The sequence below is a fragment of the Streptomyces sp. NPDC044061 genome (assembly GCF_056434305.1).
Window position 1 is genome coordinate 45,288 of sequence record NZ_JBWKFL010000041.1, and the last position, 25,669, is coordinate 70,956.

At 70.2% G+C, this 25,669-nt stretch carries 14 protein-coding genes; 11 read left to right on the forward strand and 3 right to left on the reverse strand.

Translation table 11 applies throughout. The features are described from left to right. The first annotated feature begins 29 nt into the window (after positions 1 to 29). From AC07CM_RS40840 to AC07CM_RS40870, 7 genes are read left to right on the forward strand one after another with little or no spacing between them, the layout of a single operon-like run. Positions 30 to 1,367, forward strand: a complete 1,338-nt coding sequence (locus AC07CM_RS40840; RefSeq protein WP_478881607.1) for a 3-deoxy-7-phosphoheptulonate synthase — start codon at positions 30 to 32, stop codon at positions 1,365 to 1,367. Continuing rightward, a complete protein-coding gene (locus AC07CM_RS40845; protein WP_478881594.1) occupies positions 1,364 to 2,092 on the forward strand; it encodes a 4'-phosphopantetheinyl transferase family protein in 729 nt (242 codons plus the stop codon). Before AC07CM_RS40840 ends, AC07CM_RS40845 begins: the two co-directional genes overlap by 4 nt. 17 nt (positions 2,093 to 2,109) lie before the next feature. Then, positions 2,110 to 3,501, forward strand: coding sequence for an acyltransferase domain-containing protein (locus tag AC07CM_RS40850; RefSeq protein ID WP_478881595.1), 1,392 nt, complete (start codon positions 2,110 to 2,112; stop codon positions 3,499 to 3,501). Next, complete coding sequence (locus tag AC07CM_RS40855; protein WP_478881596.1) at positions 3,498 to 6,581, forward strand: SDR family oxidoreductase; 3,084 nt, start codon at positions 3,498 to 3,500, stop codon at positions 6,579 to 6,581. Before AC07CM_RS40850 ends, AC07CM_RS40855 begins: the two co-directional genes overlap by 4 nt. Beyond that, the gene (locus tag AC07CM_RS40860) at positions 6,578 to 9,274 is read left to right on the forward strand and encodes an SDR family NAD(P)-dependent oxidoreductase (protein WP_478881597.1); all 2,697 of its coding nucleotides are present in this window, start codon (positions 6,578 to 6,580) and stop codon (positions 9,272 to 9,274) included. Before AC07CM_RS40855 ends, AC07CM_RS40860 begins: the two co-directional genes overlap by 4 nt. Then, positions 9,271 to 10,698: a cytochrome P450 gene (locus tag AC07CM_RS40865; RefSeq protein WP_478881598.1), complete on the forward strand. Its 1,428-nt coding sequence runs from the start codon at positions 9,271 to 9,273 to the stop codon at positions 10,696 to 10,698. Before AC07CM_RS40860 ends, AC07CM_RS40865 begins: the two co-directional genes overlap by 4 nt. Further along, entirely contained in the window at positions 10,695 to 13,082 is a 2,388-nt protein-coding gene (locus AC07CM_RS40870) for an SDR family NAD(P)-dependent oxidoreductase (protein WP_478881599.1), read from the forward strand. The genes AC07CM_RS40865 and AC07CM_RS40870 overlap by 4 nt, the downstream gene beginning before the upstream one ends. 101 nt (positions 13,083 to 13,183) lie before the next feature. Here the strand turns inward: AC07CM_RS40870 and AC07CM_RS40875 are convergent, their stop codons facing one another. The 3 genes from AC07CM_RS40875 to AC07CM_RS40885 all read right to left on the reverse strand — a co-directional run bounded on the left by AC07CM_RS40875 (position 13,184) and on the right by AC07CM_RS40885 (position 16,059). Beyond that, the gene (locus AC07CM_RS40875) at positions 13,184 to 14,815 is read right to left on the reverse strand and encodes an IS200/IS605 family accessory protein TnpB-related protein (RefSeq protein ID WP_478881600.1); all 1,632 of its coding nucleotides are present in this window, start codon (positions 14,813 to 14,815) and stop codon (positions 13,184 to 13,186) included. After that, positions 14,808 to 15,380 carry an IS607 family transposase gene (locus tag AC07CM_RS40880; protein WP_478881601.1) on the reverse strand — a complete coding sequence of 191 codons (573 nt, stop codon included), beginning with the start codon at positions 15,378 to 15,380 and terminating at the stop codon, positions 14,808 to 14,810. Before AC07CM_RS40880 ends, AC07CM_RS40875 begins: the two co-directional genes overlap by 8 nt. 82 nt (positions 15,381 to 15,462) lie before the next feature. After that, entirely contained in the window at positions 15,463 to 16,059 is a 597-nt protein-coding gene (locus AC07CM_RS40885) for a TetR/AcrR family transcriptional regulator (RefSeq protein WP_478881602.1), read from the reverse strand. A 262-nt stretch (positions 16,060 to 16,321) separates the two neighbouring features. On the opposite strand from AC07CM_RS40885, the gene AC07CM_RS40890 reads away from it, so the two are divergent. The 4 genes from AC07CM_RS40890 (at position 16,322) to AC07CM_RS40905 (ending at position 25,501) form a co-directional block, all read left to right on the forward strand. After that, positions 16,322 to 18,493, forward strand: coding sequence for an MMPL family transporter (locus tag AC07CM_RS40890; protein ID WP_478881603.1), 2,172 nt, complete (start codon positions 16,322 to 16,324; stop codon positions 18,491 to 18,493). 178 nt (positions 18,494 to 18,671) lie between these two features. Then, entirely contained in the window at positions 18,672 to 20,468 is a 1,797-nt protein-coding gene (locus AC07CM_RS40895) for an ABC transporter ATP-binding protein (protein WP_478881604.1), read from the forward strand. Then, on the forward strand, positions 20,468 to 22,204 hold the full coding sequence (locus tag AC07CM_RS40900) for an ABC transporter ATP-binding protein (protein ID WP_478881605.1): 1,737 nt from the start codon (positions 20,468 to 20,470) through the stop codon (positions 22,202 to 22,204). Before AC07CM_RS40895 ends, AC07CM_RS40900 begins: the two co-directional genes overlap by 1 nt. 552 nt (positions 22,205 to 22,756) lie before the next feature. Then, on the forward strand, positions 22,757 to 25,501 hold the full coding sequence (locus AC07CM_RS40905) for a helix-turn-helix transcriptional regulator (protein ID WP_478881606.1): 2,745 nt from the start codon (positions 22,757 to 22,759) through the stop codon (positions 25,499 to 25,501). The last annotated feature ends 168 nt before the right edge of the window (positions 25,502 to 25,669 follow it).

A 25,669-nucleotide genomic window follows, 5' to 3' on the forward strand; every position in this document is an offset into this window, starting at 1 on the left:
CCCTCCTCGATCTGCCCACTGCGCATGCGATGCACGTGGGCTGGCGCGCGCTCCCGGCCGGTCAGCAGCCGTCGTGGCCGGACGCCGCCGCGTTGGACGCCGCGGTCGCCACCCTCGCTGCAAGCCTGCCGCTGGTGATGCCTCGCGAGTGCGACCTGCTCAAGGGCCGACTGGCCGCGGTTGCACGCGGCGAGGCGTTCCTGGTCCAGGGCGGCGACTGCGCCGAGGCCCTGGACGCCGTCAACGCCACATCCATCAGCCGTACCGCCGGCGTCCTGCAGCAGTTGGCCACCGTTTTCGGATACGTGATGTCGCTGCCCGTGGTGACGCTCGCACGCATGGCTGGGCAGTACGCCAAGCCGCGTTCGGCGAACACCGAGACCCTGGACGACGTCGAACTGCCGGTATACCGGGGCGACGCGGTGAACGGGCACGCCTTCACGGCGGCCGACCGCACCCCCGACCCGCACCGGATGGTCCGCGTCTACCACACGTCCGCCGCCACCTTGAACCTCATACGGGCGTATGGCGCCAGCGAACACGCCGGGCCCGAGCATGTCATGGAGGCCCTGCGGCAGTTCACCGCGGCCTCACCGGAGTCGTACGAGGTGCTCACCAAGGAGATCGAGCAGGCCGGCGGCTTCACCGGCATCGGCGACGGCTGGCACACGCCCGACGAGCTGTTCATGTCCCACGAGGGACTGTTGCTGGACTACGAGTCGGCGCTGGCCCGAATCGACGCTGCCACCGGTCGGCCGTATGCCACCTCCGGACATCTGCTGTGGATCGGCGAGCGCACCCGCCAGCTCGACGGGGCCCACGTGGAGTTCTTCTCCCGGATCCGCAATCCGATCGCAGTCAAGATCGGCCCGAGCGCCAGCGTCGACGACGTGCTTCGCCTGATCCACCGGTTGTCGCCCGAGGGCGAGCCGGGCCGGCTGACACTGGTTGCCCGGATGGGCGCCGGGAAGGTGCGGGAGACGCTGCCCAGCCTAGTCGAACGGGTCATGGCAGAGGGGCTGCCGGTGGCGTGGGTGTCCGACCCCATGCACGGCAACACCATCAGCGCGCCGAGCGGCCACAAGACCCGGCGGTTCGACGATGTCCTCGACGAGCTGGCTGGCTTCTTCGAAGTGCTCCGCGGGCTGGGCGCTCACCCGGGCGGGGTGCACCTGGAGCTGACCGGCAACGACGTGACCGAGTGCATCGGCGGCGGCGCGGGCCTCGACTACGACGACCTGCCCACGCGCTACCAGTCGCTCTGCGATCCACGGCTGAACCGGGACCAGTCGCTCGACCTCGCCTTCCGGCTCGCCGAGCTCCTCGACAGTGCGACTGCGCCGGACTCTGCGGAGACTCTGCGGTGACGGACCTGTGGATGTTGCCCGAGTCGGCGCTGGCCACCTTCGTCGAGCGGATGGGCGGCGAGAGGCTGCTCACCGACGACGAACGGGCCCGTCTGGAACGAATGTTGACACAACGTCAGCGAAGGCAGTTCCTGGCGGGGCGGCTGCTGTGCCGGCACGCGCTCAGCGCCCGGACGGGTCATCCACAGGACGACTGGCAGTTCCCCGCGACTCCTGACGGGCGGCCCGAGCCCAGACCAGACTGGTACGGCCTGCGGTTCAGCATCTCGCACACGGACGGGCTGATCGCCTGTGTCGTGACGGACGGCCGGGCCTGCGGGGTGGATGTCGAGGATTGGCTGTCCGACGAGTCGGCCACCCACCTCACACACTTCTTCGCGCCCTGCGAACGGGCCGAACTGACTGCCCTCCCCCCGGCCGAGCGCGCTGATCGCACCAGGGAACTGTGGGTGCTCAAAGAGGCGTACCTCAAGGGCCTCGGCACCGGGATGCGCCGCAACCTCGACGGCTTCTCCTTCGCCCCCCGAACCGCCGCACGAATCACCGTGCACGACCCGCAGCAGCCTCACCCCGGCGGCCCCGGCTGGAGCTTCGAGCTGTTCCGGCCCACCCCCCGACACGTCCTCGCCCTCGCCGTCGAGAGCGACAGCACCGGGGCCGTGCGTCAGGTGGACCTGACCGATCCGACCAGCCTGACCGAGCCGCTCGCCGTATCGGACGTCTGAAGACGACGGGAACCCTCATGAATCGAGACCTGGATCTGACCGTTGCCCTCTTCCCCGGGCAGGGCGCCTATCGTCCCGGCGCCCTCGCGGGGCTCTGGGAGCGGGGCGTGGAGGCTGTGCGGAGCACGTTCGAGGTGGTGGACGCGGTCGCGAAGGAGCGGTTCGGCCAGGATGTGTCGTCCGTGCTGTTCCGGCCATCGCCGCCCAGCCCTGCGGCCCTCCTCCAACAGGCCCCGGACATCCTCCAGCTGGCAATATTCGCCACCTCGGTGGCCACGCACCGACTGCTGGCCGAGCGCGGCGCGAGCCCTTCGGTCCACCTGGGACACAGTCTGGGCGAGGTTGCCGCGCTAACGTGCGCGGGCGCCTACGACCTCACCGACGCGGCCACGGTGCTCTGCGAGCGGATTTCCGTCGTCCGCGCCCACGACCGCAGTGGGGGTGCGCTGCTCGCGCTGTGCTGTGAACGGGTGCGGGCCGAGCGGCTCGTCGACGTGATCGGCCACCCCGCTTTGGTGGTGGCCGTCGACAACGCCGTCGACCAGACTGTCATCTCCGGGCCCGCTGACGCGATCGGCATGGCCGAAGCGATCGCGCAGCGGCTCGGCATCACGGCGACGCCGCTGCGCTCCCCGCACCCCTTCCACAACCCGCTGCTGGCTGAGGCGCGCCGTGAACTTGCCGTCAGCATAGGTAAGTTCAGGCGCCGCCCGACGACCGTGCCGGTGTACTCGCCGATTCTCGGCCGCTTCTACCGCGACGGTGACGATCTTGCCGAGCTGCTGGCCCTGCACCTGGTGACACCCGTCGAGTTCCGTACGTCCGTCGCCGCGCTGCATGCCGCCGGTGCGCGCACCTTTGTGGAGGTAGGCGCCGGGCAGGTGCTGACGAGCCTGGTCGGCGCGGCGCTGCCTGGCGTGCACACAGCGGCACCGCTCGCGGGCCGTGACGAGGAGGCCGCGCTGGCGGTGGCCGCCGACGCGCTGCGGGAACCGCTGAGCCCGGCCGCCGCGATGAGCCCGGCCCCGGCTGCACCGGTCGCGCTAAATCCTGTGGCGGTGGCCCCGGTCTTCGAAAGATCGGCCTCCGAGACCGACCGGCCCTCGCAGAGTGCCGCGCCCGCTGTGGTTGACCGGGGCGAACTGGCCGGTCGTGTCCGGGCCTTGTACGCCGAGGCAATGGAATACCCTCAGGAGGTCTTCACCGACGACGTGCTCCTCGAGGCAGACCTCGGCGTCGACTCCGTGAAGCAGACCGAGCTGCTGAGCCGACTCGGCGACCGCTTCGGCCTGGGGGTGCCGCCGGCCGGGCTGCGCGTGGCGGACTACGACACCTTCGGGAAGGTCGTCGACTTCGTGGCCGCCGGGGTCACGAGCGGCGCCTTGGCCGACGGCGCGGCTGCCCGATGAGCGCCCGCCTGTCCGTGGGCCACGGGGCGCCGGAGTTCGCCGGGCGCGTCGCCCTCGTCACCGGCGGTGCCGGAAGTGTGGGCCGGGTGATCGTGGAACGGCTCGCCGAGCGCGGCGCCACCGTGCTGCTCAATTGCTTCCATTCCTACGACGCCGCCAAGGAACTGGCGCGCGGCCTGGCCAAGAGAGGCCTGGACGTCCGGGTCGTCAGGGCCTCGGTGGCGCGACCGGCGCAGGTGGAGCGGATGTTCGCCGAGATCGGCGAGACACACGGCCGGCTGGACATCCTGGTGAACAACGCGGCGGCGGGCTCCTTCGTACCGTTCGAGGAGATCACCGAGGAACTGCTCGACCGGACGTACGCCACCAACGTCAAGGGTCCGCTGTGGTGCGCCCGGTACGCCCGGCCGCTGCTCGCCCGGTCCGCCGGGCAAGGCGGCTCGGTGGTCAACGTCTCCTCCCTCGGCTCGGTCACCACTCCGGCCAACTATCTGCCTGTAGGCATCTCCAAGGCCGCTCTGGAGTCGCTGACCCGCTATCTCGCGGCCGAACTCGCCGCGGACCGGATCCGGGTGAACGCGGCGTCCTGCGGGCTGATCGACAACCCCGTCGGCCAGCTGTTCCCGGCCTTCGACGATGTCAGCGCCAACACGGTCGCCGCCACGCCGCTCGACCGCCTCGGCCGCCCCGAGGACCTCGCCGAAGTCGTTCTCTTCCTCGCCTCCGAGCGATCCGGCTGGGTCACCGGGCAAACGGTGCTGGCGGACGGCGGCCTGACCCTGCTGCGCTCGGCGATGTCCCCGACGCCGCAGCCCCCGACGACACTTGAAGCACCGGCCGTCGTCACCGCGTCGGCTGAGGCCACCACGCCAGCCGAGGTCACCACGCCCGCTGGCACCGGCGCTCCTGAGCCGGAGCCCCCATCCGGCCCGACTGACGATCCCATCGCCATCGTCGGCATGGGCCTCGCCGTCCCCGGCGCGTCCTCGCCACAGGAGTTTTGGCGCCTGCTGCTGGAGGGCGACGAACTGTTCGTAGAGGCACCCGCAGACCGCTGGGACATCGCGCGCTTCCACGACCCGGACCGCAGTGCACCGGACAAGACCTATCAGCGGCGCTCCGGCTTTATCACCGGCTTCCGGCCGCACGAGCGGCTACGGAAGGAGGGCCCGGCCGCGGCCCGGCTCGACCACACCACGTTGTGGCTGCGGCACAGCCTGCACCAGGCGCTGGAGGACGTGCGCCACGATCCCGGCGACCGCTTCTCCTTCTGCGTCGGCTACACGCCCGACGGCAGCCAGCACCTGGAGGAGGCCTTCGTACTGCGCACCGCGCTCGGCACGCTGTCCGAGGACGGCGAGGACGCCGTCGAGGGGCCGATCGGCGACGCGTTGCGGCGCCGGTTCCACCGCGGCAGCGACCCGTCCGCCCGGTACCTCCCGCACCGGATCGGCGAGGACGCGATGGCCGGCATCCTGCCGCCCGGCACCCGGCTGCACATGGTGGACACCGCGTGCTCCTCCTCGCTCTACGCGATGGATCTCGGAGTGCGCGACCTGCTGTCCGGCCAGAGCGACATCGCCGTCTGCGGTGGTTCGTTCGCCCTGGCGCCAAGCGGTTCGGTGCTGTTCGCCAAGCTCAACGGCCTCTCGGCGGGCGGCGCGGTGCGCGCGCTGGACGCCGGGGCGGACGGCGCGCTGTTCTCCGACGGCGCCGGTCTGGTTGTCCTGAAACGGCTCTCGCGTGCCCGCGCCGACGGAGACCGGGTGCTGGGGCTGCTGTCAGCGATCGGTCTGTCGGCCGACGGCCGCGGCAAAGCCATCTATGCCCCGGCGCCCGCCGGTCAGGAGCTCGCCGTCGAGCGGGCCCTGGGCCGCGGCGGGCTCGCCCCGGACGACGTGGACTGGATCGTCGCGCACGCGACCGGCACGCCGGCCGGCGACGAGGCGGAGTTCACCGGTCTGCACGCGCGCTACGCCGGGACTCGGCCGACGTACATCACCTCCAACAAGTCCCTGGTGGGACACAGTGGTTGGGCGGCCGGCGTCGTCTCCGTGATCCATGCGCTCCTTGCACTGCGGAACGACACGATCCCCGCGCAGTACCGCTTCGAACGGCTGCCGGACACGCTGACCGGTCTGTCCGGGGAACTGCGGGTGCCGCAGGAGCCGGTGCCGTGGCCGGCTCATGCCGACCGCCCGCGCCGGGTGGCCGTCTCGGGCTTTGGCTTCGGCGGCACCAACGCCCATCTGATCATCTCCGAAGATCACCGGACGGCCTCCCGTTCCGGCGGTCCGCTCGCCCTGCCCGCCCCTAGCGACGAGGACCTGGTGGTGGTCGGCTGGTCGTCCCGGCTGCCTGGCGATCCGGATGCCGAAGCGGTCGCCGCCTGGGCCGCGGCCCGGGGGCCCGCTCCCGAGCCGTCGTTCGGAACCGTCTATCCCGTGCCGCCGTTCCAGGAGCTGCGGATGCCGCCCCCGACGGCCCGCGCGACGGACCGCACCCAGTTGATGCTGGTGCGCTGTGTACAGCAACTTGACGATGTCGTGCGGGAGTTCTGCCTGAGCCGGCACAAGACCGCCGGCGTGGTGGTCGGTCACACGGGCGCGACCCGCAACGCGCTGCTGTACAAGACGCGCGCCTACCTCGACGAGATCGCCCACGCTGTGGCGGGCGCCGGGGATCCCGCCGTGGCGGCCAAATTCCTGCAGCGTCTTGAGGAGCAGGCCACGGGTCTGATCGCCGCGCCCACCGAGGATTCCTTCCCGGGCGAGATGCCGAACGTCATCGCGGCCCGCCTGTCCAACTACTTCGATCTGCGCGGCCTCAGCCTCACCGTCGACGCGGGCGAGGCCTCGCTCCTGGAGGCTTTCGACGTGGCCGGGCTCTACCTCGGCTTCAACGAGATCGATGTGGCGCTGGTGGCCGGCGTAAACGGCACGGCGCTGGCCGGCTGGAACGACACGGACGGTCGTCCCGCTGCCGAGGGAGCGTTTCTTTTCGTCGTGACCCGGCGCTCCCTCGCCGAGGCGGCCGGCCTTCCCGTCCTGGCCGTCATGGAAAGGAGCGCGGCCGCATGAACGACCATCAGGTCAGCACACTCTTGGGTGCCGAGGGCGCTCGCGAACTGATCGCCTTCCTCACCCGGGCGGACGCGGCAGCGGACACGGCGGTGCTGGAACGCGCGCCGCGGAAGGACGGGCCGGTGCACCGGCTGGCGTTCCGCCGCGCCACCATGAGCACGGTGAGGGCCGAGCCGCCGGGCGACGCGGCGAACGCTGAGCCGCACCTCCTCGACCGTCACGTCCTGCGCCTGACCCCGGCCCCGGCCCCGGCCCGCCGCGATTGCCCGGCAGCGGACCTCTTCCCGCCCGGCACCGCCCTCCTGACGAACACCCCGAACCACGTCACTGGGGTGGAGCCACTCCCCCTCGACGACACCCTCGAAGCCACGATCGAGCGCGCTCGCCCCCGGCACATCCGCGTCCTCGTCGATCTGCACGCCGAGCGCTTGGCACCCTCCGCCGCACTGCTCGACCTGCACGATGCCCTGTTCCGCACTGCGAAGGCCTGCGTCGCGCTGTCCTCCCGACCGGAGTCGTTCGCCGTGGTGGTGCTCGGCGGCGTCGGCGCCGCGCGCGTTCCGCACCCGTGCGCGGGGCTGTTCACCGGGTTCGCGAAGAGTCTGGCCCTGGAATGGCCGGACACGTCGGTCGTGGCTGTCGTGCACGAGTCTCGGGCCCTGATCACGGCCGAGCCGGACGCGGCCCGTGAGACCGTGACCGAGCAATTGCTGCCCGTCGTGTACTACGCAGGCGGCACCCGGCTGCTGTGGCAGGCCGTCGTCGATCCGGGCGAGCGCGTCGAGGCCCCGGTGGGCACCGGGGACTACACGGTCGTCTCAGCTGGCGGCGCCCGCGGCATCGGGGCCGAGCTGCTGCTCGCCCTGGCCCGCCGCGACCGGCCCCGCCTGCACATCATCGGCTCGACCTGCCCGGATGGCGAGGTGGCCGCCGCGCATCTGGAACGCAAGGACTTCATCCGGGCCCGTACAACCGGCCCGCAGCGGCTCACCGTCCGCGAGGCGAACATGGCGTACGACCGACTCGGCGCCGCCCGCGAGGTCCGCGCCACTCTGGCCGCGCTGCGGGAGCTGTGCGGCGCGAACCGGGTTTCCTACCACGTGTGCGACCTGCGCGACCAGGAGGCCGTGCACGCCGTGGTCCGCCGGATCACGGAGGCGGACGGCACCGTCGACCTGCTCCTCAACATCGCCGGTACGAACCGGGCTGCGTCGGTCGAACAGAAGCGCCTGAAGGACTTCCGTACGGTCCGCGACCTGAAAGTCCGCTCGTACACCCACCTGAAGGCGGCGTTCGGCGACCGGCAGCCGCGGCGCTGGTGCAACTTCGGTTCTTTCGTCGGGTTCACGGGCCAGATGGGCGAGACCGATTACGGCGCGGCGAACGACTACTTCAACTCCGCCGCCCTGCACAACTCCGCCTGCGGAGCACGGGAGTTCACCCTCGGCTGGACCCTGTGGCGGGACGTGGGCCTGGGCGCGACACCGCTGATGCGGACTTTCCTCGCCAAGAGCGCCCAGTTCACCGCCATGTCCACGGCCGAGGGCGTCGATCATTTCCTACACGAGCTCGACCAGGCCGAGCAAGACCCGGTCACGGTGTTCTTCGGCGCCGCGGAACGCGCCTCCATCGAAGCGGCTGCCCCGGGCTACCTGGACTTCTGCCGTACGACAGTTCCGACCGCGGCGATCGCACCGGCCGCGCCAACCCCGCGGCTGCCCGACTTCTATGTCGACGACATCGTGGATCGCGCCCCCGGCCGGCTCACCGTCGTCCGCGCCTTCAGGCAGGACCGCGATGCCTACCTCCATGAGCACGTCGTCAACGGCTACCCCACCCTGCCGGGCACGTTCGTGCCCGAACTCGCCGCCGAGGCCGCCATGCACCTCGTACCCGGACGCGTGCCGACGGTCATCGAAGACGTCCGCCTGGAGTCGTTCCTGCGCGTCTACAGAGCGGGGCGCGACGAGGTCAAGCGGGTTCGTGCGCGGCTGATCGACGACGGACCGCACGAGTCGGTCGTCGCGGTCGAGGTGACCGGCGATGTCCTGGCGCCGGACGGGCGCCTATTGGTGAAGGATCGCCGGCACTTCACGACGCGTGTACGGCTGCGTGACGAACCTGTGGCGCCGCCGCGCTGGGAGCACTGGGATGACCAGGGCGCCGAGCCGCTGGCCGACCCCTATCACCTGCCGAATCCGGCCGTGCTGCTCAGCGGAGTCTTTGTCTCCACGGCCGACACCCGCACCCATCCAAGTGGTCGGCGTGCCCGGTACGCGCCCGACCGGCCCGGGATCGAGCGCTGGTTCTCTGGGCTCGTGGTGCCGTCCGTGCTGCTGGACGGTCTGGCCCGGGTGTGCGTCCTGGATCGCGCTGAGCTGTCGGGGCACGGCGGCGGCTGGACTCCGCTTGCCGTGCCGCGCACGATCCGCCGCATCGACCTGTACGGCGGCCACACCGATGCCTCCCTCGCCGCCGCCGGAACCCGCGTCGAGTTGTACTCCCTGCCTTCGCGCCTGGACCTGGAGAGCGAGGAGTCCAACCGAGCGGTTGCGGTCACCGCCGACGGTGACGTGGTGCTCCAGATCAAGGACATGACCGGCGTGGTGCTTGGCCATGTCCACCAAACCCACGGCGCGTACCTCGAACGCCCGCGCCGCAGCGCGCACGACCAGGAGGCGACACCATGACCCGGGAGATCACCGCTCAGGGCCGCGAGACCGTCCCCGAGGGCGCCGTCCGCTGCCCGGTGACCGGAGCCGTGGCGGGCGACGCCCCGCCGAGGGAGCCCGACGGGCCGACCGGCCTCCCGCTCGCCTGGCCCGTGGTCGGCTCCACGGTCCTTTACGCCGCCGACCCACCGGGCTTCGCGTTGCGCGCGCAGCGGGCCCACGGCACCGTCCTGAAACTGCCGATGCTCCCGCACAACCCGACCGTACAGGTCACCGACCCGGAGGGCATCCGACGGATCCTTCAGGGCAACGCGGACAACTACCGCCGCGGCGCCTACTACGAGGCGTTCAAGCTGTTCATGGGTCACGGCCTGCTGACGTTGGACGACGCCGACTGGCGCAGCCACCGCAAGGTCGTCAATCCCGCATTCACCCCGAACGCGATCGCCGCGCGGGCCGCCGAGACCGACGCAGCCGTGGCGGACCTGACGGACCGCTGGGCCGAACACGCCCGCGTGGGGCGTCCGTTCGACCTGTACGCCGAGTCGATGCGGCTGACCTGCCGGGTCATCGGGCACGCTCTGGTGGGCCGCGACCTCTCCCAGGAGGGCGGCGAGTTCGCCAGCGCCCTGTCGGTCGCCCTCGAGGCGATCTTCAAGGAGGTCGGCTCCCTGGAGAAGATGGTCCCCTCTTTCATTCCGACCCCCTACCGGCGGCGCGTCAACCGAGCCCGGCTCACCTTGCAGCGAGTGATCGCCCAAGCCGCGCAGGATGCAGACGAGGGCGCCGGCGGCGAGGTCGCGTCCCTCATCCGGGCGTCCGACCTACCCGAGGACGCCTTCTGGTCGGACCTGGTGACGCTCATGCTCGCGGGCGTGGAGACCACTGCGCTGGCCTTGGCGTGGACGCTGTACGAAACCGCCCGCCATCCGGAGGTCCGCGACCGACTGGAGGAGGAGGCGGACGAGGTGTTGGGCGGGAGCCCGCCTATCGTGGCGGACCTCGACCGTCTGACATACACCGAGATGGCTGTCGACGAAGCGTTGCGCATGCACCCGCCGGTGTGGCAGTTCCCTCGGCAGTCGATCGAGGACGACATCCTGGCGGGCCGTCGCATCCCGGCGGGCACCCCGGTCCTCATCTCCGTGTACGCAGCGCATCGCAACCCCGAGCAGTGGAAGGACCCAGATCGGTTCGACCCGGAGCGGTTCCGGACGGGCGCCTGCCCAGACCGGGACAGGTCCGCCTATCTTCCCTTCGGCGGTGGGCGGCGCCAGTGCATCGGCAAGAAGCTGGGGCTGGGGCTGCTGCGCCAGACGGTGGCCGCGGTGCATGGTCGTTTTCGGCTCACCCTGATCGGCGAGGCGCCCCGCAATGGCGCGTACATCACCCTCTTCCCCAAGGACGGTATCCGGGTGACGGCCGAGGAGCGCCGACGATGACCTCCGCCGCCCAACCGGCACCGGCGGAGCGGGACTGGCCGGCGCTGCGCCCTCACCTGTCCTCCTTCGACCCCGACGCCTTCGTCCGCCCTGTGGGCCGTTTCGTCTGGGAGCCCATCGAGGTCCCGCGTCCCGGCCCCGACACAGACGAGCCGCTCGCCGGACGAGCCTTGCTGCTCATGGGCGAGTCGGCTGAGTTGGTCGGCGCTGTTGGCGCGGCCCTGGAGCGGCGCGGGGCGCAAGTGGTGCAGTACACCCCCGGCAGCAAGCTGCCCGCCGACGGCTGGGACGGCATCATCGACCTCAACGTCGTAGGCCAGACATACGAGTTGGGGGACAAGACGTGGCGGCCTGCGCTCGCCCGCACCACGGATGCCGTGCGCGCCGCGTACGGCCGCTGGGCCGCCGAGCGCCGCTTCGGCCACCACGTCTATCTCGCCGTCACCCATCTCGGCGGGCTGGGCGGACACGGCGATGGGCCGGTGCCACAGCCATTGGGCGGCATCTGGGCCGGACTGGCCAAGTGCCTGCCGCGGGAGTTGCCCGCCACCGCGATCGTCGTCGTGGACGTGGACCGTGCCGAACCCGAGGTGATCGCCGAGGCTGTCGTCCGCGAGTACGTGCGCCCCGAGCATTTCGAGGTCTGCTATCGCAGCGGCCAACGCCGTGTGCTCGCGGGACGGCCCGCCCCGGCCGTGCCGCCGGACGGCCCCGCGGCGCCCGGCCCCGACGACACCGTTCTGGTCACGGGCGGTGCGCGCGGTGTCGGCTTCGCGGCGGCCCGCGCCTTCGCCGAGACCTTCGGCTGCCGCGTCTTGGTCACCGGACGAGGTGAACGCCCGGCGCCGGACGGAAGCACCATGCTGGACGACGAGGAGTTCACCCGTTGGCGCCGCGAGCGGCTCGCCACCGCTCGGACAGCCGCCGAACTCGCCGGTGTACGAGGCGAGGTTCGCCGGGCGGAGGAGAACCGCACCGTCCACCGCAACCTCGCCGGTGCGGCAGCCGACGGGCTGCGCATCGACTATCTGCGCTGCGACTGCACGGACCCCGACCAGGTCGAGCGGGCCTTCGCCGCGCTGGGCGACGGGCCGACCCACGTCGTGCACAACGCCGGCATCGACGACCCGGCCCGCCTCGACCGCAAGTCCGCCGACGACGTCCTGCACACCGTCGACGTCAAGGTCACCGGTTTCGCCAACCTGGTCGCCGGGATCCTGGCCCGCCCCGAACGCAGGTCCCGGCTAAAGGTGTTCAGCAATGTCGGCTCGCTCGCAGGCCGGATGGGCGGCATGGTCGGGCAGATCGACTACGCGGCGGGCAACGAGGCGCTGGCCCGGCTGGGCTTCTGGGCCCGGGACAACCTCGGCCTGCCCGTGCAGACGCTGTGCTGGCCGACCTGGGAGCGGCTCGGCGTCATCGCCAACTACTCAGCCGCCGTGCGGTACGTCTCCACGCTCGACCCTGCCGAGGGTGCCCGCCGCTGGAGTGCCGAACTGGCCTCAGGCCACACCGGCGAGACGGTCTTCCTCGGCCGCATCGGCGCCGTTCTCTCCCCCGGCCAGCTGCGCGGCTTCGGCATGCTCACGGGGCATCCGGACCTGCCGCGGCTGCACGCTCTGGACCACTATCTCGGCGAGGTCGAGGAGTACGAGATCTTCCGTGCGTTGCGCAGCACGCTGACCCTGACGGCACGTCACCACCCATGTCTGGCCGAGTTCCACGTCGGTTCGGACCTCGCCGTACCGGTCAGCGTCATCCTCGAATGCATGGTGGCCTCGGGCGACTGGGTGGTTCCAGAGGGCTGGCCCCTGCTGCACCTGCGTGAACTGCGCGACCTGCGCTTCCGGCTCGCGGCGCTGCGGTTCGCCGACGGCTCGCTCACCCTAAGCCGCGCGACGCGGGGCGTGCACCGCGACGGCCAATGGTGCGTGGACGTCGCAGTCCACGACGCCGCGGGCGCGGACGTCGCATCGGTGACGCTGGTCTACGGCGAGCGGCCGATCTCAGAGCTTCCGGGCAGCGGTTGCAGCAGTGCTGACGCGGGTGGACCGCGGCGACAGGGCGGCCTGCTCGACTGGGCGGGCGTGGTCTTCCCGGAGTGCGACGACGGGGTGCCCGCGGTCCTCCCAGCCGATTTGTGGACCGTGCCCTTCCCACCCGACCCGACGGTCGACCCGGCCGCCGTCGAGACACTCGTCCGCGCTGCCGACCGCCACTCCCCTAGGGCCACCGCGGGCACCTTCTCCGTCCGCCGCCTCGTCCTGTCGCCCGGCGCTCAACGCGTCGAACGCCTGCACACCGAGGCGGAGTCGGGACGCTGGACGGGCAGCCGCGAGGGAGTCACGGTCCTGGGTGCGGAGGGCGTCGACGTGTCGGACTGAGCACGTCGACCTGCCTCGCATCCCGGACCGACCGGCCGGCAGGCCCGGAGCGCAAGGGCTCCGGGTCTGTCTGACGTCTGCAAACCGTTCCTGAACAGTGATCAGGAGTGACCTTGAAGGTCAATCTGGCACTGCACCCATCCCGAACGGTCTTGGATGGGCTGGTCCACCGCGTTCCTGCCGCGTTCAGCACTTACGGATCGTGTCCGTGGTCCGGGTACGCGGGGGCGGTTTCCCTCACGCCCCTGGTCACTGGGTCGGGCCTGGGCGGTCCGTTGCCCGCTGGCATCGCTCTGGTGCCGGCGGGGCGGTGCCGTCCGTCGCCTGATCCGGTGGCCGAGGGCGCGCCGGCCGATCGCCACGGCTGCCGCTTGGTGGCGGGTGGCGGGGCGTCGGGGTGTGGAGAGGGGCTGCTGCCAGTGCTGCGCGCCCCATCGGGAGGTGTAGGCCGGATCGACGGCGATCACGCCGAGCCCTGCTTCGGCGCACATCGCCAGCAGACGTGCGCGGAGTTTGCCGGTGGGGATACCGGAGATGAGCTTGCGGAACCGTTTGCGGCGGCCGTGCTTCTCCCGGGTCTTGGAGTCGGTGAAGTCAAGGTCTTCGATCGCGATGGCCTTAACGCCCGTGGCCTTGGCCCAGTGCAGGAGGCGGGTGAGGGCGTGGCGGAGCTGGGCGTCGCGGTGGCCGGCGTTACCGGAGAGGTCGTAGTCGAAGCGGCGGGGTGTGCCGATCGGGTTGCCGTACTCGTCCAACCGCCACGCGGCCAGGTGACCGGCGTTGGTGTCCACACCCACCACGCCACCGGTCCGCAGGGAGTTGAGCGGGACGATCGGGAGGTTCTTCCGGGTCCAAGAGGCATCCAGGTACCAGCGGGTGGAGGACACGTTGAGGTGGATGCGGTATGCGACGGCCCGGTTGGTTTCGATGCGGTCGCGCCATTCGTCTGCCCGGTGCGGGAAGCCGACGCGCGTGGCGAGGACGTAGCGGCCATGTTGGGCGTTGGCCAGATGCGCCAGCGGCGCGGGCAACTTGATGCTGACCTCGCCGTCGGGGGCGACGCGGATCGTTTCGTTGCCGAAGCGTTTGCCGGACTCCCCGTCAGCGGTCAGGAACCAACGCCTAGCCTCCCACTCCCGCCTCCACCCCTCCTTGGTCTTCTTGGCGGCATCCAGGTTGTGGCGCTGCTTGAGCAGCCGACGGCCGCCACGCACCACCGACACGCGGCCCGCTTCACGCTCAGACGACACGCACTCGTACGCGGCCTCAAGGATCGCCAAACGCCGGGACTTGTGGAACCACTCCTTGCGGGAGCTGTAACCGCCGGGCCGCCCCTTGGAGCCCTTCTCCCCGATCGGCAGCGACAGACGGTGCCCGATCATGGCGATGCCGGCCTTCTTGCCCATCAGGTCCCGCCACTGCGCGCGACGGGAAAGGCCCCACTGGTCATGCGTGTTCGAGGTGACCGAACCCGCCCACCGCGAGGACGACTCGGCCGTCAACTCCCGCTTACGCGCGGCCCACCTATCGGTGGAGTGCTTAAGGCCGTCCCGGCACCTGCGAGCCAGATCCCGCGAGGCCAGACGCCCCATATGCTCACCCACAGCACGCAGAACCATCTCGTCCTGAGCCGTCAGGTTCTTCAGACGGTCCCGGATGCTGACACCACTCGGCCCCTCCACCACGAACGGCCGGGCGATCTGCCGCAGCGGCCTCTTGTCCGCCTCACCCATGCCCGGTGACCTCCAACGCCCTGCGGGCACGGCCCTGCGCCGAGCGCCGACCGTACAGGCGGGCGCAGAACGAGGTCAGTATCTCCCCCATGTCCCGCACCAGATCGTCCTCGACCCCGCCCTCATCCAGGACGACGAGACGGCGCCCGGTCGCAGACAGAGCGGCTTCGACCAACTCCACGTTCATCCGGCCGAGGCGGTCTATGTGCTCGACCACGACCGTGGCCACGGCCGGGTCAGCAACCAGCCGCTGCGCCTTCGACCGGCCCCCGTTCATCCCCGAGCCGATCTCCCACTCAACCCGCACGACACGGTGACCACCCCGCGCAGCCCACCCCGGCCGAGCCGTCCGCCGCTCAAGACCGGATTTCTGCTCCTGCGAGGACACACGCGCATACAGGCCGATTCCCCCGGCATGCTGCCGCGCGGCGTTCGCCTCGAAGTTCACCAGGATCGTGCGCGGCCCCACCCGTTTTGCAGGGACCGGCAACGTGCCCTCACGGAACCAGCGACACGCGAAACCCGGTGCAACACCCTGCACACTCGCCCATTCCGTCAGGTTCACACCGAGAATCTTACGACGCTCATGAACACCCAACGCCACTTATAGACACTACCCGAACAGCTCATCACCCCTCGGTCGTCCCTCAGTCAACGCGCCACCCCGCTACCACGGCGCTCAACATCCGCTCGTAGGAGTCGGCGATGGACAGCGCCGGCGGCTCGTTGCCGGACAGCTCCAGAGACACCAGGCCGTGGGCGGTGGCCCAGCAACACAGCGCCACGACGTCGGGTTCGAGCTCTAGGGTGAACTGCCCGGCCCGCTGACCCCGGCGCACGGCGTCGACGAGCGGCTGGTACGTCTCCACCACCTCGCGCCGCCCCTCCGGGGCGGACTCGAACTGGGCCGGGCTCTCCGAGAAGAGGATCGCGTAGAGGTAAGGGTTCGCGAGTGCGTATTCGCGATAAGCGATGCCGAGGCGGATCACGTCCCGCGCCGGGTCGTCCGTCGAGTGGACGGCGGCCAGCCGCATCACGAAGAGTCGCGCGGCCTCCTGGTAGAGGCTGGCCAGCAGACCGGCCTTGTTACCGAACAGCGAGTAGACCGCCGTGGTCGAGGTTTTCACGTCCACTGCGAGCTGCCGCAGGCTCAGCGCCGCCGTGCCGCGGTCGAAGACCGTGGCAGCCGCGCGGTTGATGAGCCTCAGCCGGAGTGCTTCGTCATGTGTCTTGAGCCTGGCCATTCCCCCACAGTACGACAACACCGTTATGAATGGCCTCTAACATCACGTCAGGCTCACGTCAGATCTACCTCACCCCTCGGGCGCAACCCCCTTGAAAGAAGTTCTTCTGGTCGAATCGGCAGGTCACAAGGGGTTACTCGGCGTCCATCCGGTTAGACAGTGCGCAAGAGCCCTGGGGCGCGCAATAAAAACACTGTTACGGTTGCCGCGGCGCCGAACTCTGGCAGGCATGCGGCGCTCGCAACTACCCCTAGGGAGAACCATGTTCGAGGCGCTGGGGCGATTCCTGTTCCGCAGGCGCAAACCCCTGCTGGTCCTGACGTTGTTGTTCGCCGTCCTGTCGGGTGCCTACGGCGTCGGCGTCTTCGGCGACATGAAGCCCGGCGGGTTCGAGGACCCCGGGTCCGACAGCCGCAAGGCCGCCCAGCTGGCCGAGCGGGCGTTCCCGCAACGAGCACCCGACGCGCTGGTCGTCTACCGCGACAAGGACCGCACGGTCGACGACCCCGCCTTCCAGAAGGCGGTCACCGATACGGTGCAGGCCCTGCCGAAGTCGTCGGTCACCGGGTACTCGACCTTCTGGATGACCAAATTGCCGGCGCAGGTCAGCCATGACCGGCACGCCACCTATGTGGCGATCAACCTCCGCGGCGGTGACGACAACGCCAAGGAGAAGTCGTACAAAGCCATCACCGACAAGCTCTCCGCACCGGGACTTCAGACCCTGCGCGGCGGTCCGGTGCCCACGGGACACCAGGCCGGTGACGAGATCGGTAAGGACCTCGGAGCGGCGGAGGGCCTGTCCTTCCCGGTGCTCTTCATTCTCCTGATGATCGTCTTCGGGGGCCTGGCCGCGGCCAGCCTCCCGTTGCTCGTCGGCGGCCTGTCCATCGTGGGCTCGATGGCGGTGCTGCGGGTCATCGCGCAGTTCACGGACGTGTCGGTCTTCGCCATGAGCCTCGTCTCGATCCTGGGCCTCGCGGTCGCCATCGACTACGGCCTGTTGATCGTGAGTCGCTACCGCGAGGAGTTGGAGCGCGGACACAGCGGCGAGGAGGCGCTGGCCCGCACGGTCGCCACTGCCGGCCGCACGGTCGTGGTCTCCGGCATCACGGTCGCGGTCGCACTGGCGGGTATGACCTTCTTCCCCTTCGGCTTTCTGAAGTCCATGGCGTACGGCGGCGTGGCCGCGGTGGTGCTGTCGGTCTTCTTCTCGCTGATCGCCCTGCCCGCGGCTCTGGGCGTGCTCGGCCCGAAGGTCAACGCCCTCTCGCTGCGCCGCCGGAAGAAGTCAGCACGCCAGGAGGGCCAGGGCGCCTGGTACCGCCTCGCGCAGGGCCTGATGTGGCGCCCGGCGCTCGTGGCGGTGGGCACGCTGGCCGTGCTGCTGGCTCTCGCCACACCGTTCCGGCACGTCGAGTTCGGTATCAGCGACGCTCGGCAGCTGCCCAACAGCGCCGAGGGCCGTGAGGTCCAAAACGCCTTGGACCGCGACTTCGACAGCGACGCGGTGAAGTCCATCGATTCGCTGCTGGTGCTGAAGTCGGATGCCACCTCCCGGGAACAGGGCGCCGCGCTCCAGGCCTACGCCGAGCGACTGGGCCACACCGAGGGTGCGACCGGCGCGAAGATCACGGGCGCCAAGGGCCTGATCGCGCGCGTGTCCGTCACCTTCGATGGCCCTGAGGTTTCCACCCCGGCGCGTGACCTGGTGAATCGGCTGAAGGACGTGGCACCGCCGGCGGGTGCCAAGGCCTACTTCGGCGGCCAGACGGCGGTGTTCGACGACACCCTGGACGCGCTCGCCCGGACGCTGCCCTGGATGCTGCTCTACATGGCGGTGGCGACGTACATCCTGCTGTTCCTCGCGTTCGGCTCGGTCCTGCTGCCGCTGAAGGCGATTCTGATGAACCTGCTGTCGCTGTCCGCGACGTTCGGTGTCCTGGTGTGGATCTTCCAGGAGGGCCACCTCGAGGGGCTGATCGGCTTCGATTCAACGGGCAACATCGAACCCAACATGCCGATCATGCTGTTCGCCTTGATCTTCGGACTCTCCATGGACTATGAGGTATTCCTCGTGTCCCGTATCCGGGAGCAGTACGACCTGCTGGGCGACAGCACCGCGGCCGTGGCCTCCGGGCTGCAGAAGATCGGCCGCCTGATCGCGAGCGCCGCGCTGCTGATGTGCGTGCCGCTCGCGGCGATGGCGACCAGCGGTGTGCTCATGATGAAGCTGTTCGGCGTCGGCATGGTGTTCGCGATCCTCACGGACGTCGCCGTCGTTCGCATCCTGCTCGTCCCCGCGGTGCTGAAGCTGATGGGCAGGGCTGCCTGGTGGGCCCCCGGCCCACTGGCCAGGATCTACAGCAAGTACGGCATCAAGGAGAGCGACGAGGCACCGGACGCAACGCAGCCCGTCCCCGTCGCGGGCTGAGTGCCCGGCGGCGCCGAAGTGCCGTGCAACTCACGGCACTTCGGCGCCCTGTGTTCGTTTTCTCTTCATCCGCGGCCCACCCGTTTTCGGTTGACGCGAAACATCGGGAAGCGGGTACAGTCGCCCACTGTTAGACACCGTCTAACAGTCGTCCAAACCGAAGGGCTTGGAGGCCCGCATGCCCGCGGGAAAGACCCACCTCGGCGCGATTCTCGGCCCGGTCAAGGGAAGGCTGCGCTGGGCGATCACCGCCCAGGCCGTTTCGGCGGCCGTCGGCGTAGTGCCGTTCCTCGCCGTCGCCGAGCTCGGCCGGGTGCTGCTCGACGACAACCCTGACCGCACCGGTCGCGCCTGGGCCGTCACCGCGATCGGCGCAGGTGCGCTGCTGATCCGCCTGATCGTCGGGCTCGTGGCGGGCGGGATCTCCCACCTCGCCGACAACGCCCTGCAGTTCCACATCCGCCGCTCGCTCGTCGACCGCCTCGGCCGGGTGCCGCTGGGCTGGTTCTCGTCCCGCAACTCCGGCCAGGTGAAGCAGGCCGTGCAGGACGACGTCGACGCGATGCACCATCTGGTCGCCCACTCAATGCTCGACATCACCACGGCGACCGTCGTTCCGGTCACGTCCCTGGCCTATCTGTTCTGGGTGGACTGGCGGATGACCCTGGTGGTGATCGCGCCCCTGGTCATCGGACTAACGCTGTACAGCGCCACGATGGCCGGAATATCCAAGAACCTGCCCCAGTACGACAAGGCCATGGGCCGCATCAACAGCAGCACCGTCGAGTTCGTGCAGGGCATCGCGGTCGTCAAGACTTTCGGCCAGGCCCGGCGGGCGCACCGCGAGTTCGCCGACGCGGCCGACGACTTCTCGGCCTTCTTCCTGAACTGGGTGCGCTCCACCCAGTACTCCAAGGCGGCGGCCGAGATCGTCCTGTCCCCGATCGCGGTCCTGGTGACCACGCTGGCCGGCGGCGCGCTGTTCGTGACGCGGGGCTGGCTCGACGCCGTGGACCTGCTGCCGTTCGCGCTGCTCGGGATCGGACTGACCGCGCCGATCCTGTCGTTGTTCTACGCCAGCTACGAGCTGCGCATCGCCCAGGGCGCGGCGGAACGTGTCGCCGGGATCCTCGACGCCGAGGAACTCCCCGTACCCGCCGCGCCGCAGTCCCCGGCGGACAACAGTGTCGTCTACCGGGGTGCCCGCTTCTCCTATGACGGCGAGCTGGAGGCCGTGGCCAGCGTCGACCTGGAGCTCGCGCCCGGCACAGTGACCGCGCTGGTCGGCCCGTCCGGCTCCGGCAAGACCACGCTGGCCGCGCTGCTGCCACGGTTCCACGACGTCACCGGCGGCTCCATCAGCATCGGTGGTGTCGACATCAGGAACATCGCCATCGACGACCTCTACAGCCGGGTCGCGTTCGTCTTCCAGGACGTGCGCCTGACCCAGGACACGGTGGCCGCCAACATCCGTATGGCGCGGTCGGACGCTTCTCTGGACGAGGTGCGCGCCGCGGCCCGTGCGGCCTGCGTCGACGACGTGATCCAAGCTTTGCCCCGCGGTTACGACTCGGTGATCGGGGAGGACGCGCGGCTGTCCGGCGGTCAGGCACAGCGTGTGTCCATCGCGCGGGCGCTGCTCGCCGACACTCCGGTGATCGTCCTCGACGAGGCCGCCGCCCATGCCGACCCGCACTCCGAGGCGGCCGTGCAGGACGCGCTGTCGCAGCTGACCCGGGGCAAGATCGTGCTGATGATCGCCCACCGGCTCTCCAGCGTGGTCGGCGCCGACCAGATCGTGGTGCTGGAGGAGGGCCGGGTCGTCGAGCGGGGCCGGCACCCGGAACTCGTCGCGGCGGGCGGCAGGTATGCCCGGATGTGGCACGCCCATGAACGCACGACCCGGTGGCAGCCTCACGGCCCCGCGCCCATCACACAGGCCGCGGACGTCGCCAAGGCGGGAGGAATCGGCTGATGATCCGCCAACTCATCGATGCGGTGGGCCCCGAGCACGCACGTCCGGTGCGCCGGATGATCACCGCCCTGGTAGCGGGCGCCGTGTTGCAGGGCGTCGCCTTCGCTCTTCTGGTCCCGGTACTCGAGGCGCTGTTCGGCTCCGACCCGGACGAGGTCTGGCCGTGGCTGTGGGCGCTGCTCGGGGTGTCGGTCCTGTACTGCGCGGCGTACTACTGGAGTCTGCTCACCGGGTTCGAGGCGGGTGCGACCCTCGCGAAGAGCCTGCGCCACCGTATCGGCGACCGGGTGGCCACGTTGCCGCTGGGCTGGTTCGGGCCGGAGCGTGTGGGCCAGCTCGGCCAGCTCGCCACGAAGAGCGTGATGGACATCATGGGTGTGCCGGCGCATCTGCTGCGCCCGCTGGTGACCAGCTTCGTCACACCCGCGACCGTGGTTGCCCTGATGTACGTGTTCGACTGGCGAATCGCCCTCGCGGCCACGCTCACCACTCCGGTGATCGTCCTGGTCTACCGGTGGAGCGTCGCGCTGAGCCGTCGGGCCGACGAGGCCCGCACCGCCGCCCGGGCGGTGACCGGCGGCCGGGTCGTGGAGTTCGCCCAGCTGCAACCAGCGCTCCGGGTGTTCGGCCGGGGTGACGTCCGCTCCGGGGCACGGCTCGACGATGCGCTGCGCACTCAGACCGAGGCGTCCCGTCGGGTGCTGGTCACCGGGGTGCCCGGTCTGATCGGTTTCGCGCTGGTGATCCAGGCCGCGTTCACCATCGTCCTCGTGACCGGTACGTATCTGGCGCTGGACGGCAGCTTGGACGTGGCCAAGTTGCTGGCGCTGCTGGTCCTGGCGGTGCGGTTTACCGAGCCGATCGCGGAGACCGCGGTGCTCGGCTCGACCCTCGGCACGGCCCGCTCCGCCCTGGCGCAGGTGGCCGAGCTGCTGGCGCAGCCCACTCTGCCGGCACCGCACAACCCTCGGGTTCCGGACGGCGACTTCGTCGAGTTCAAGAACGTCGGCTTCGGGTACGACGGCAAGCCGGTGCTCTCCGGCATGACCCTGACCCTGGCCGAGGGCACGATGACTGCTCTGGTCGGCCCGTCTGGTTCCGGCAAGACCACGGTGAGCAAACTCATCCCGCGGTTCTGGGACGTCGACTCCGGGACGGTGCGCGTCGGCGGGGTGGACGTCCGTGACATCGACCCCGAGGTCCTCATGTCCCGCATCTCGGTGGTGTTCCAGGACGTCTACCTCTTCGAGGGCACCCTCCTGGACAACATCCGGGTCGGACGGCCCACGGCCACTGACGCCGAGGTCCGCCAGGCCGCGCGGCTGGCCCGGGTCGAGGAGATCGTGCACCGGCTGCCCGATGGCTGGGACGCCCGGGTCGGTGAGGGCGGTGCGCTCCTGTCCGGTGGCGAGCGGCAGCGCGTGTCAATCGCCCGGGCGATCCTCAAGGATGCCCCGATCGTGCTGCTCGACGAGGCGACGGCGTCGCTCGACCCGGAGAACGAGCAGGCGGTGCAGGACGCCCTGAGCAGCCTGACTGCGGGCCGCACGCTCCTGGTGATCGCCCACCGGCTGCAGACCGTGGCCGCCGCCGACCAGATCCTGTTCCTCGACGAGGGGCGGATCGCCGAGCGAGGCACACACGCCGAACTCATTGCAGCGGACAACCGGTATGCATCGTTCTGGACGGAGCGCAGCCGGGCCGACGGCTGGAGTCTGACCGAATGCAAATCCTGACAAGAAGCCAATTCCAGATCTCGGTGTAACCCGATCCATCTGAACAGTGAGTAAAAAGCGGCCTCCCCGGTGATCCGAGGAGGCCGCTCGAGCGACCCCGAACAACAGCAGAAAAGCCACCTCGATACCCCAGGGAATCGTACGGGTTGCGACGACAGAATTGTCGGTTCAAGTTTCCCGTTACTCCCCGGTATTCCTGTGAGAGTACCCACCGAACAGGCTTTTCAACATTTCAACTTCGCGCTACAGGAAGTCCAGCCCGACTTCCTATCTTGCTGTCTATACTGACCGGCATCGAACGGACAACTGACCTGAACCAGCCTTGCAGGGTACGCCATGGATCGACTCAAAGGAGACCCGAAAGTTGACAAAGGCTCATCTCCCCTACCGACTGGTCAATCGTTCAAATATCCAAACTGAAAGTTGTCTGTTGGATTCAGTACACGTCGCAGAATTGTCGATAAAACTCAACGGCGGGGGTGTGAACAGATGGCAACGAGCGATTCCTTCGACTGGCCGATAACTGCGCGAGATACTGAGCTCCACGCCCTCATGAACGCCCTCACACGGCGCGGCGGAGCGCTCCTCGTCGGAGCCCCGGGGGTCGGCAAGAGCGTGCTTCTCTCCACCGCTCTGCGGCAGGCGGCCGACGAGGGCCGAACAGTCTTGTGCGTCGGCGGAGCCGGCTGGAACAGCGGCACCCGCACAAGGGGGTTCGGCACGCTGGCCGAGTGCCTGGAGGCAGTGCAGCCCTCCACCCTGGACGGCACCGCCGACGACCGGCCCCTCGTCGGTATCGACGACGCCCACCTGCTCGATGCCTCGTCCAGCGTCCGCCTGCACCGACTGGTCGCGGCCGGGCGCCTCAGCGTCCTCGCCGCCGCCCGCCTGGACACGCCCAGCCCGGCCGGCCTCGACAAGCTCTGGGTGGAACGCCTGGTCGATCACATCGAGGTGGCGCCCTTCGACAGAACCGCGATGGGCGCCGTGCTGCGGGCCCGGCTAGGCGGCCACACCGACACGGCCACGCTAGAGCGACTGTGGGCCGCCACGCACGGCAATCCGCTGATGCTGCGCGAACTCGTCGAGCACGTACTGGAGGACGGTTCACTGCGCTGCGTCGACGGAACCTGGCGCTGGCCCGGCCTGACCGAGCGTCCCGGCAAGCGACTCTCGGACGTCATTCGCGTGGGTCTGCGCGACCTCAGCCACGACGAGCAGGAACTGGTACACATGCTCGCCGTCGCCGAACCGCTCGAGGCCGAGATCGTCGCAGCGGCGGGGCTGTCCAAGGCGGCCGAGTCGCTCGATCTGCGCCGCATCGTCAGCGTCGAGCGCAGCCGGTCGCGCGTCCGGCTCCGACTGGCCGTCCCGCTCAGCCGCGTCGTGGTGGCCTCGCGCATGTCCGACCTCACCGCGGCGCGACTGCGCCGCGAGGTCGCCGACGCCCTCGAAAACACTGGGGCGCGCCGGGAGGACGACATCCTCCGCATCGTCTCGCTGCGCATGGACGCGGGCCTCGTCCCCAGGCGGGAGCAACTGCTCAGCGCTGCCCGCATCGCCATCCGGCGCCGGGAGTTCCCACTCGCGGAGCGCATGTGCCTGCTTGCCCTGCATGATGCCCCCACCGATCCCGACACGCCGTCGCTGCACGATCCCGTCCCGGACTCCCCCGAGTACGGCGCGGATCTGCGGCGGATGGTGTTGCGTGTGGTCAAGAGCCCCGAGCACGCCGCAGACCGCGTCCGGGCGGCCCTGCTGCTCGGCCACGTGCTCGTCGGCAAGAACCGCCCCGCGGAGGCCGAAACGGTCCTGGCAGCCGCGTTGGAATCCGGTGTGGCGGTTCCGCTGACCGAGTTCGTCACCGCGGTGCACACCCGCGTGACCAACCTGGCCTGGACCCTCCGGCGCGTCCAGGAAGCGAGCGAGCTGCTGGACCGCACGATCGCGGCGGTCGGCGCGGAACGCGCCGGCATGCTGCACGGCACCCGCGTCGTGATCGCCGTGATGTCGGACCGGCTCCACGACGCGGTCGCACTCGGCGACGCGGTGCTCGGCGAAGAGACCACGGACCTTCGCCTCGCCCAGGCAGTGGTGCCCACAGTGGCCTTCGCCCGCACCGAACTCGGGGACCCTGCAGGCGCGTTGGAGCTCCTGAACCGCTACCAGGACGTCTCCGATGACTGGGACACCGACGCCCTGCTGCTCGCCAAGTCCGTCTCCGCCCGCTGCTCCTCCCTCCTCGGCCGCCTTAAGAGCGCCACCGAGGCACTCGACGCGGTCCACCGCTACGACCCCGGTCACGGCCGGCCCGTACTCCTGCAGGCGCTGCTCGACCGCTGCCGATTGCTGCGGATGCTGGGGCAGCCCGAGCCGGCCGTCGCACTGCTGCGGGGAGCCATCGCTGCCGAGGCGGCCCACCAGTACCCGGTGACCGGTGCGTGGCCGCTGGCCCAACTGGCCGGTGCGCTCGCCGAGTCGGGCGACCATGCAGAGGCGCTGCGCACTCTGGTCGAGGTCCGGTCGCTGCGCGGCGAGGTCCTGGCGTCCCGGATCACCGAGGACGAGATCGCGTACGAGAGTGCGCTGGTCCTCGCCCACACCGGGGACCACTCCAGTGCCGCCACCCAGGCTTTGGACCTGGCCGAGCGCGCGGGCGCGGCCGGTTGTACGGTCAGGGCGGCCACCGCGCTGCTGCTGGCGGCCCGAGTCACGGACGGCGCCGCGGTCCGCTTCCCGCACCGGGCCCTGCTCCGCGCGGCCCGCACCACCGGAGGCCTGATCCGGGTATTCGCCGACTACACCGAGGCTCTCGCCGACGCCGACGGCGCCGCGCTGATGGCGGTGTCCGCGCGCCTGGGTGAGATGGGCGCGCTGCCGTTCGCGGCCGAGGCCGCGGCCCAGGCGGCGCGGGCATTCCGGGCCTCGGACCAGCATCGAAAAGGCCGCGAGGCCGCGGCAGCCTGCCGGGAGTTGCTGCACGACTCGGGCACGACGCTCCCGCCGTGGCTGGAGGCGGACGGGCGCCAGGAACCCGATTCCTCCTCGCTTACGCCTCGGGAGCGGGAAGTCGCGGCACTCGCGGCGACGGGGATGTCCAATCGCGACATCGCGGACCGCCTGGTGGTCTCCGTGCGCACGGTCGAGAACCACCTGCACCGCATTTACCACAAGCTCGGCATCACAGCCCGCAGCGATCTGAAGCGGGGCCTGGACAAGCTGATCAGGCGGTCGCAGGAGGCGAACCGCGTTGCACCGCTGCAGCTCCTTGCCGCGGGATCGGAGCATGTCGCATAGGGGCGTCGTGCGGATTCTGCCGGCGTCGCGGGCACCGGCGCCCCCACCGTACGGAACATGCCCCGCACGCACCGCAGTGGTGGGGGCGGAGGGGCCGGGGCCCCGGGGGAAGGAGCTGTTGCGGGGGGGGCTCCACCCCGGGGGGGGTTTGTTGCCCCCCTGCGCTCG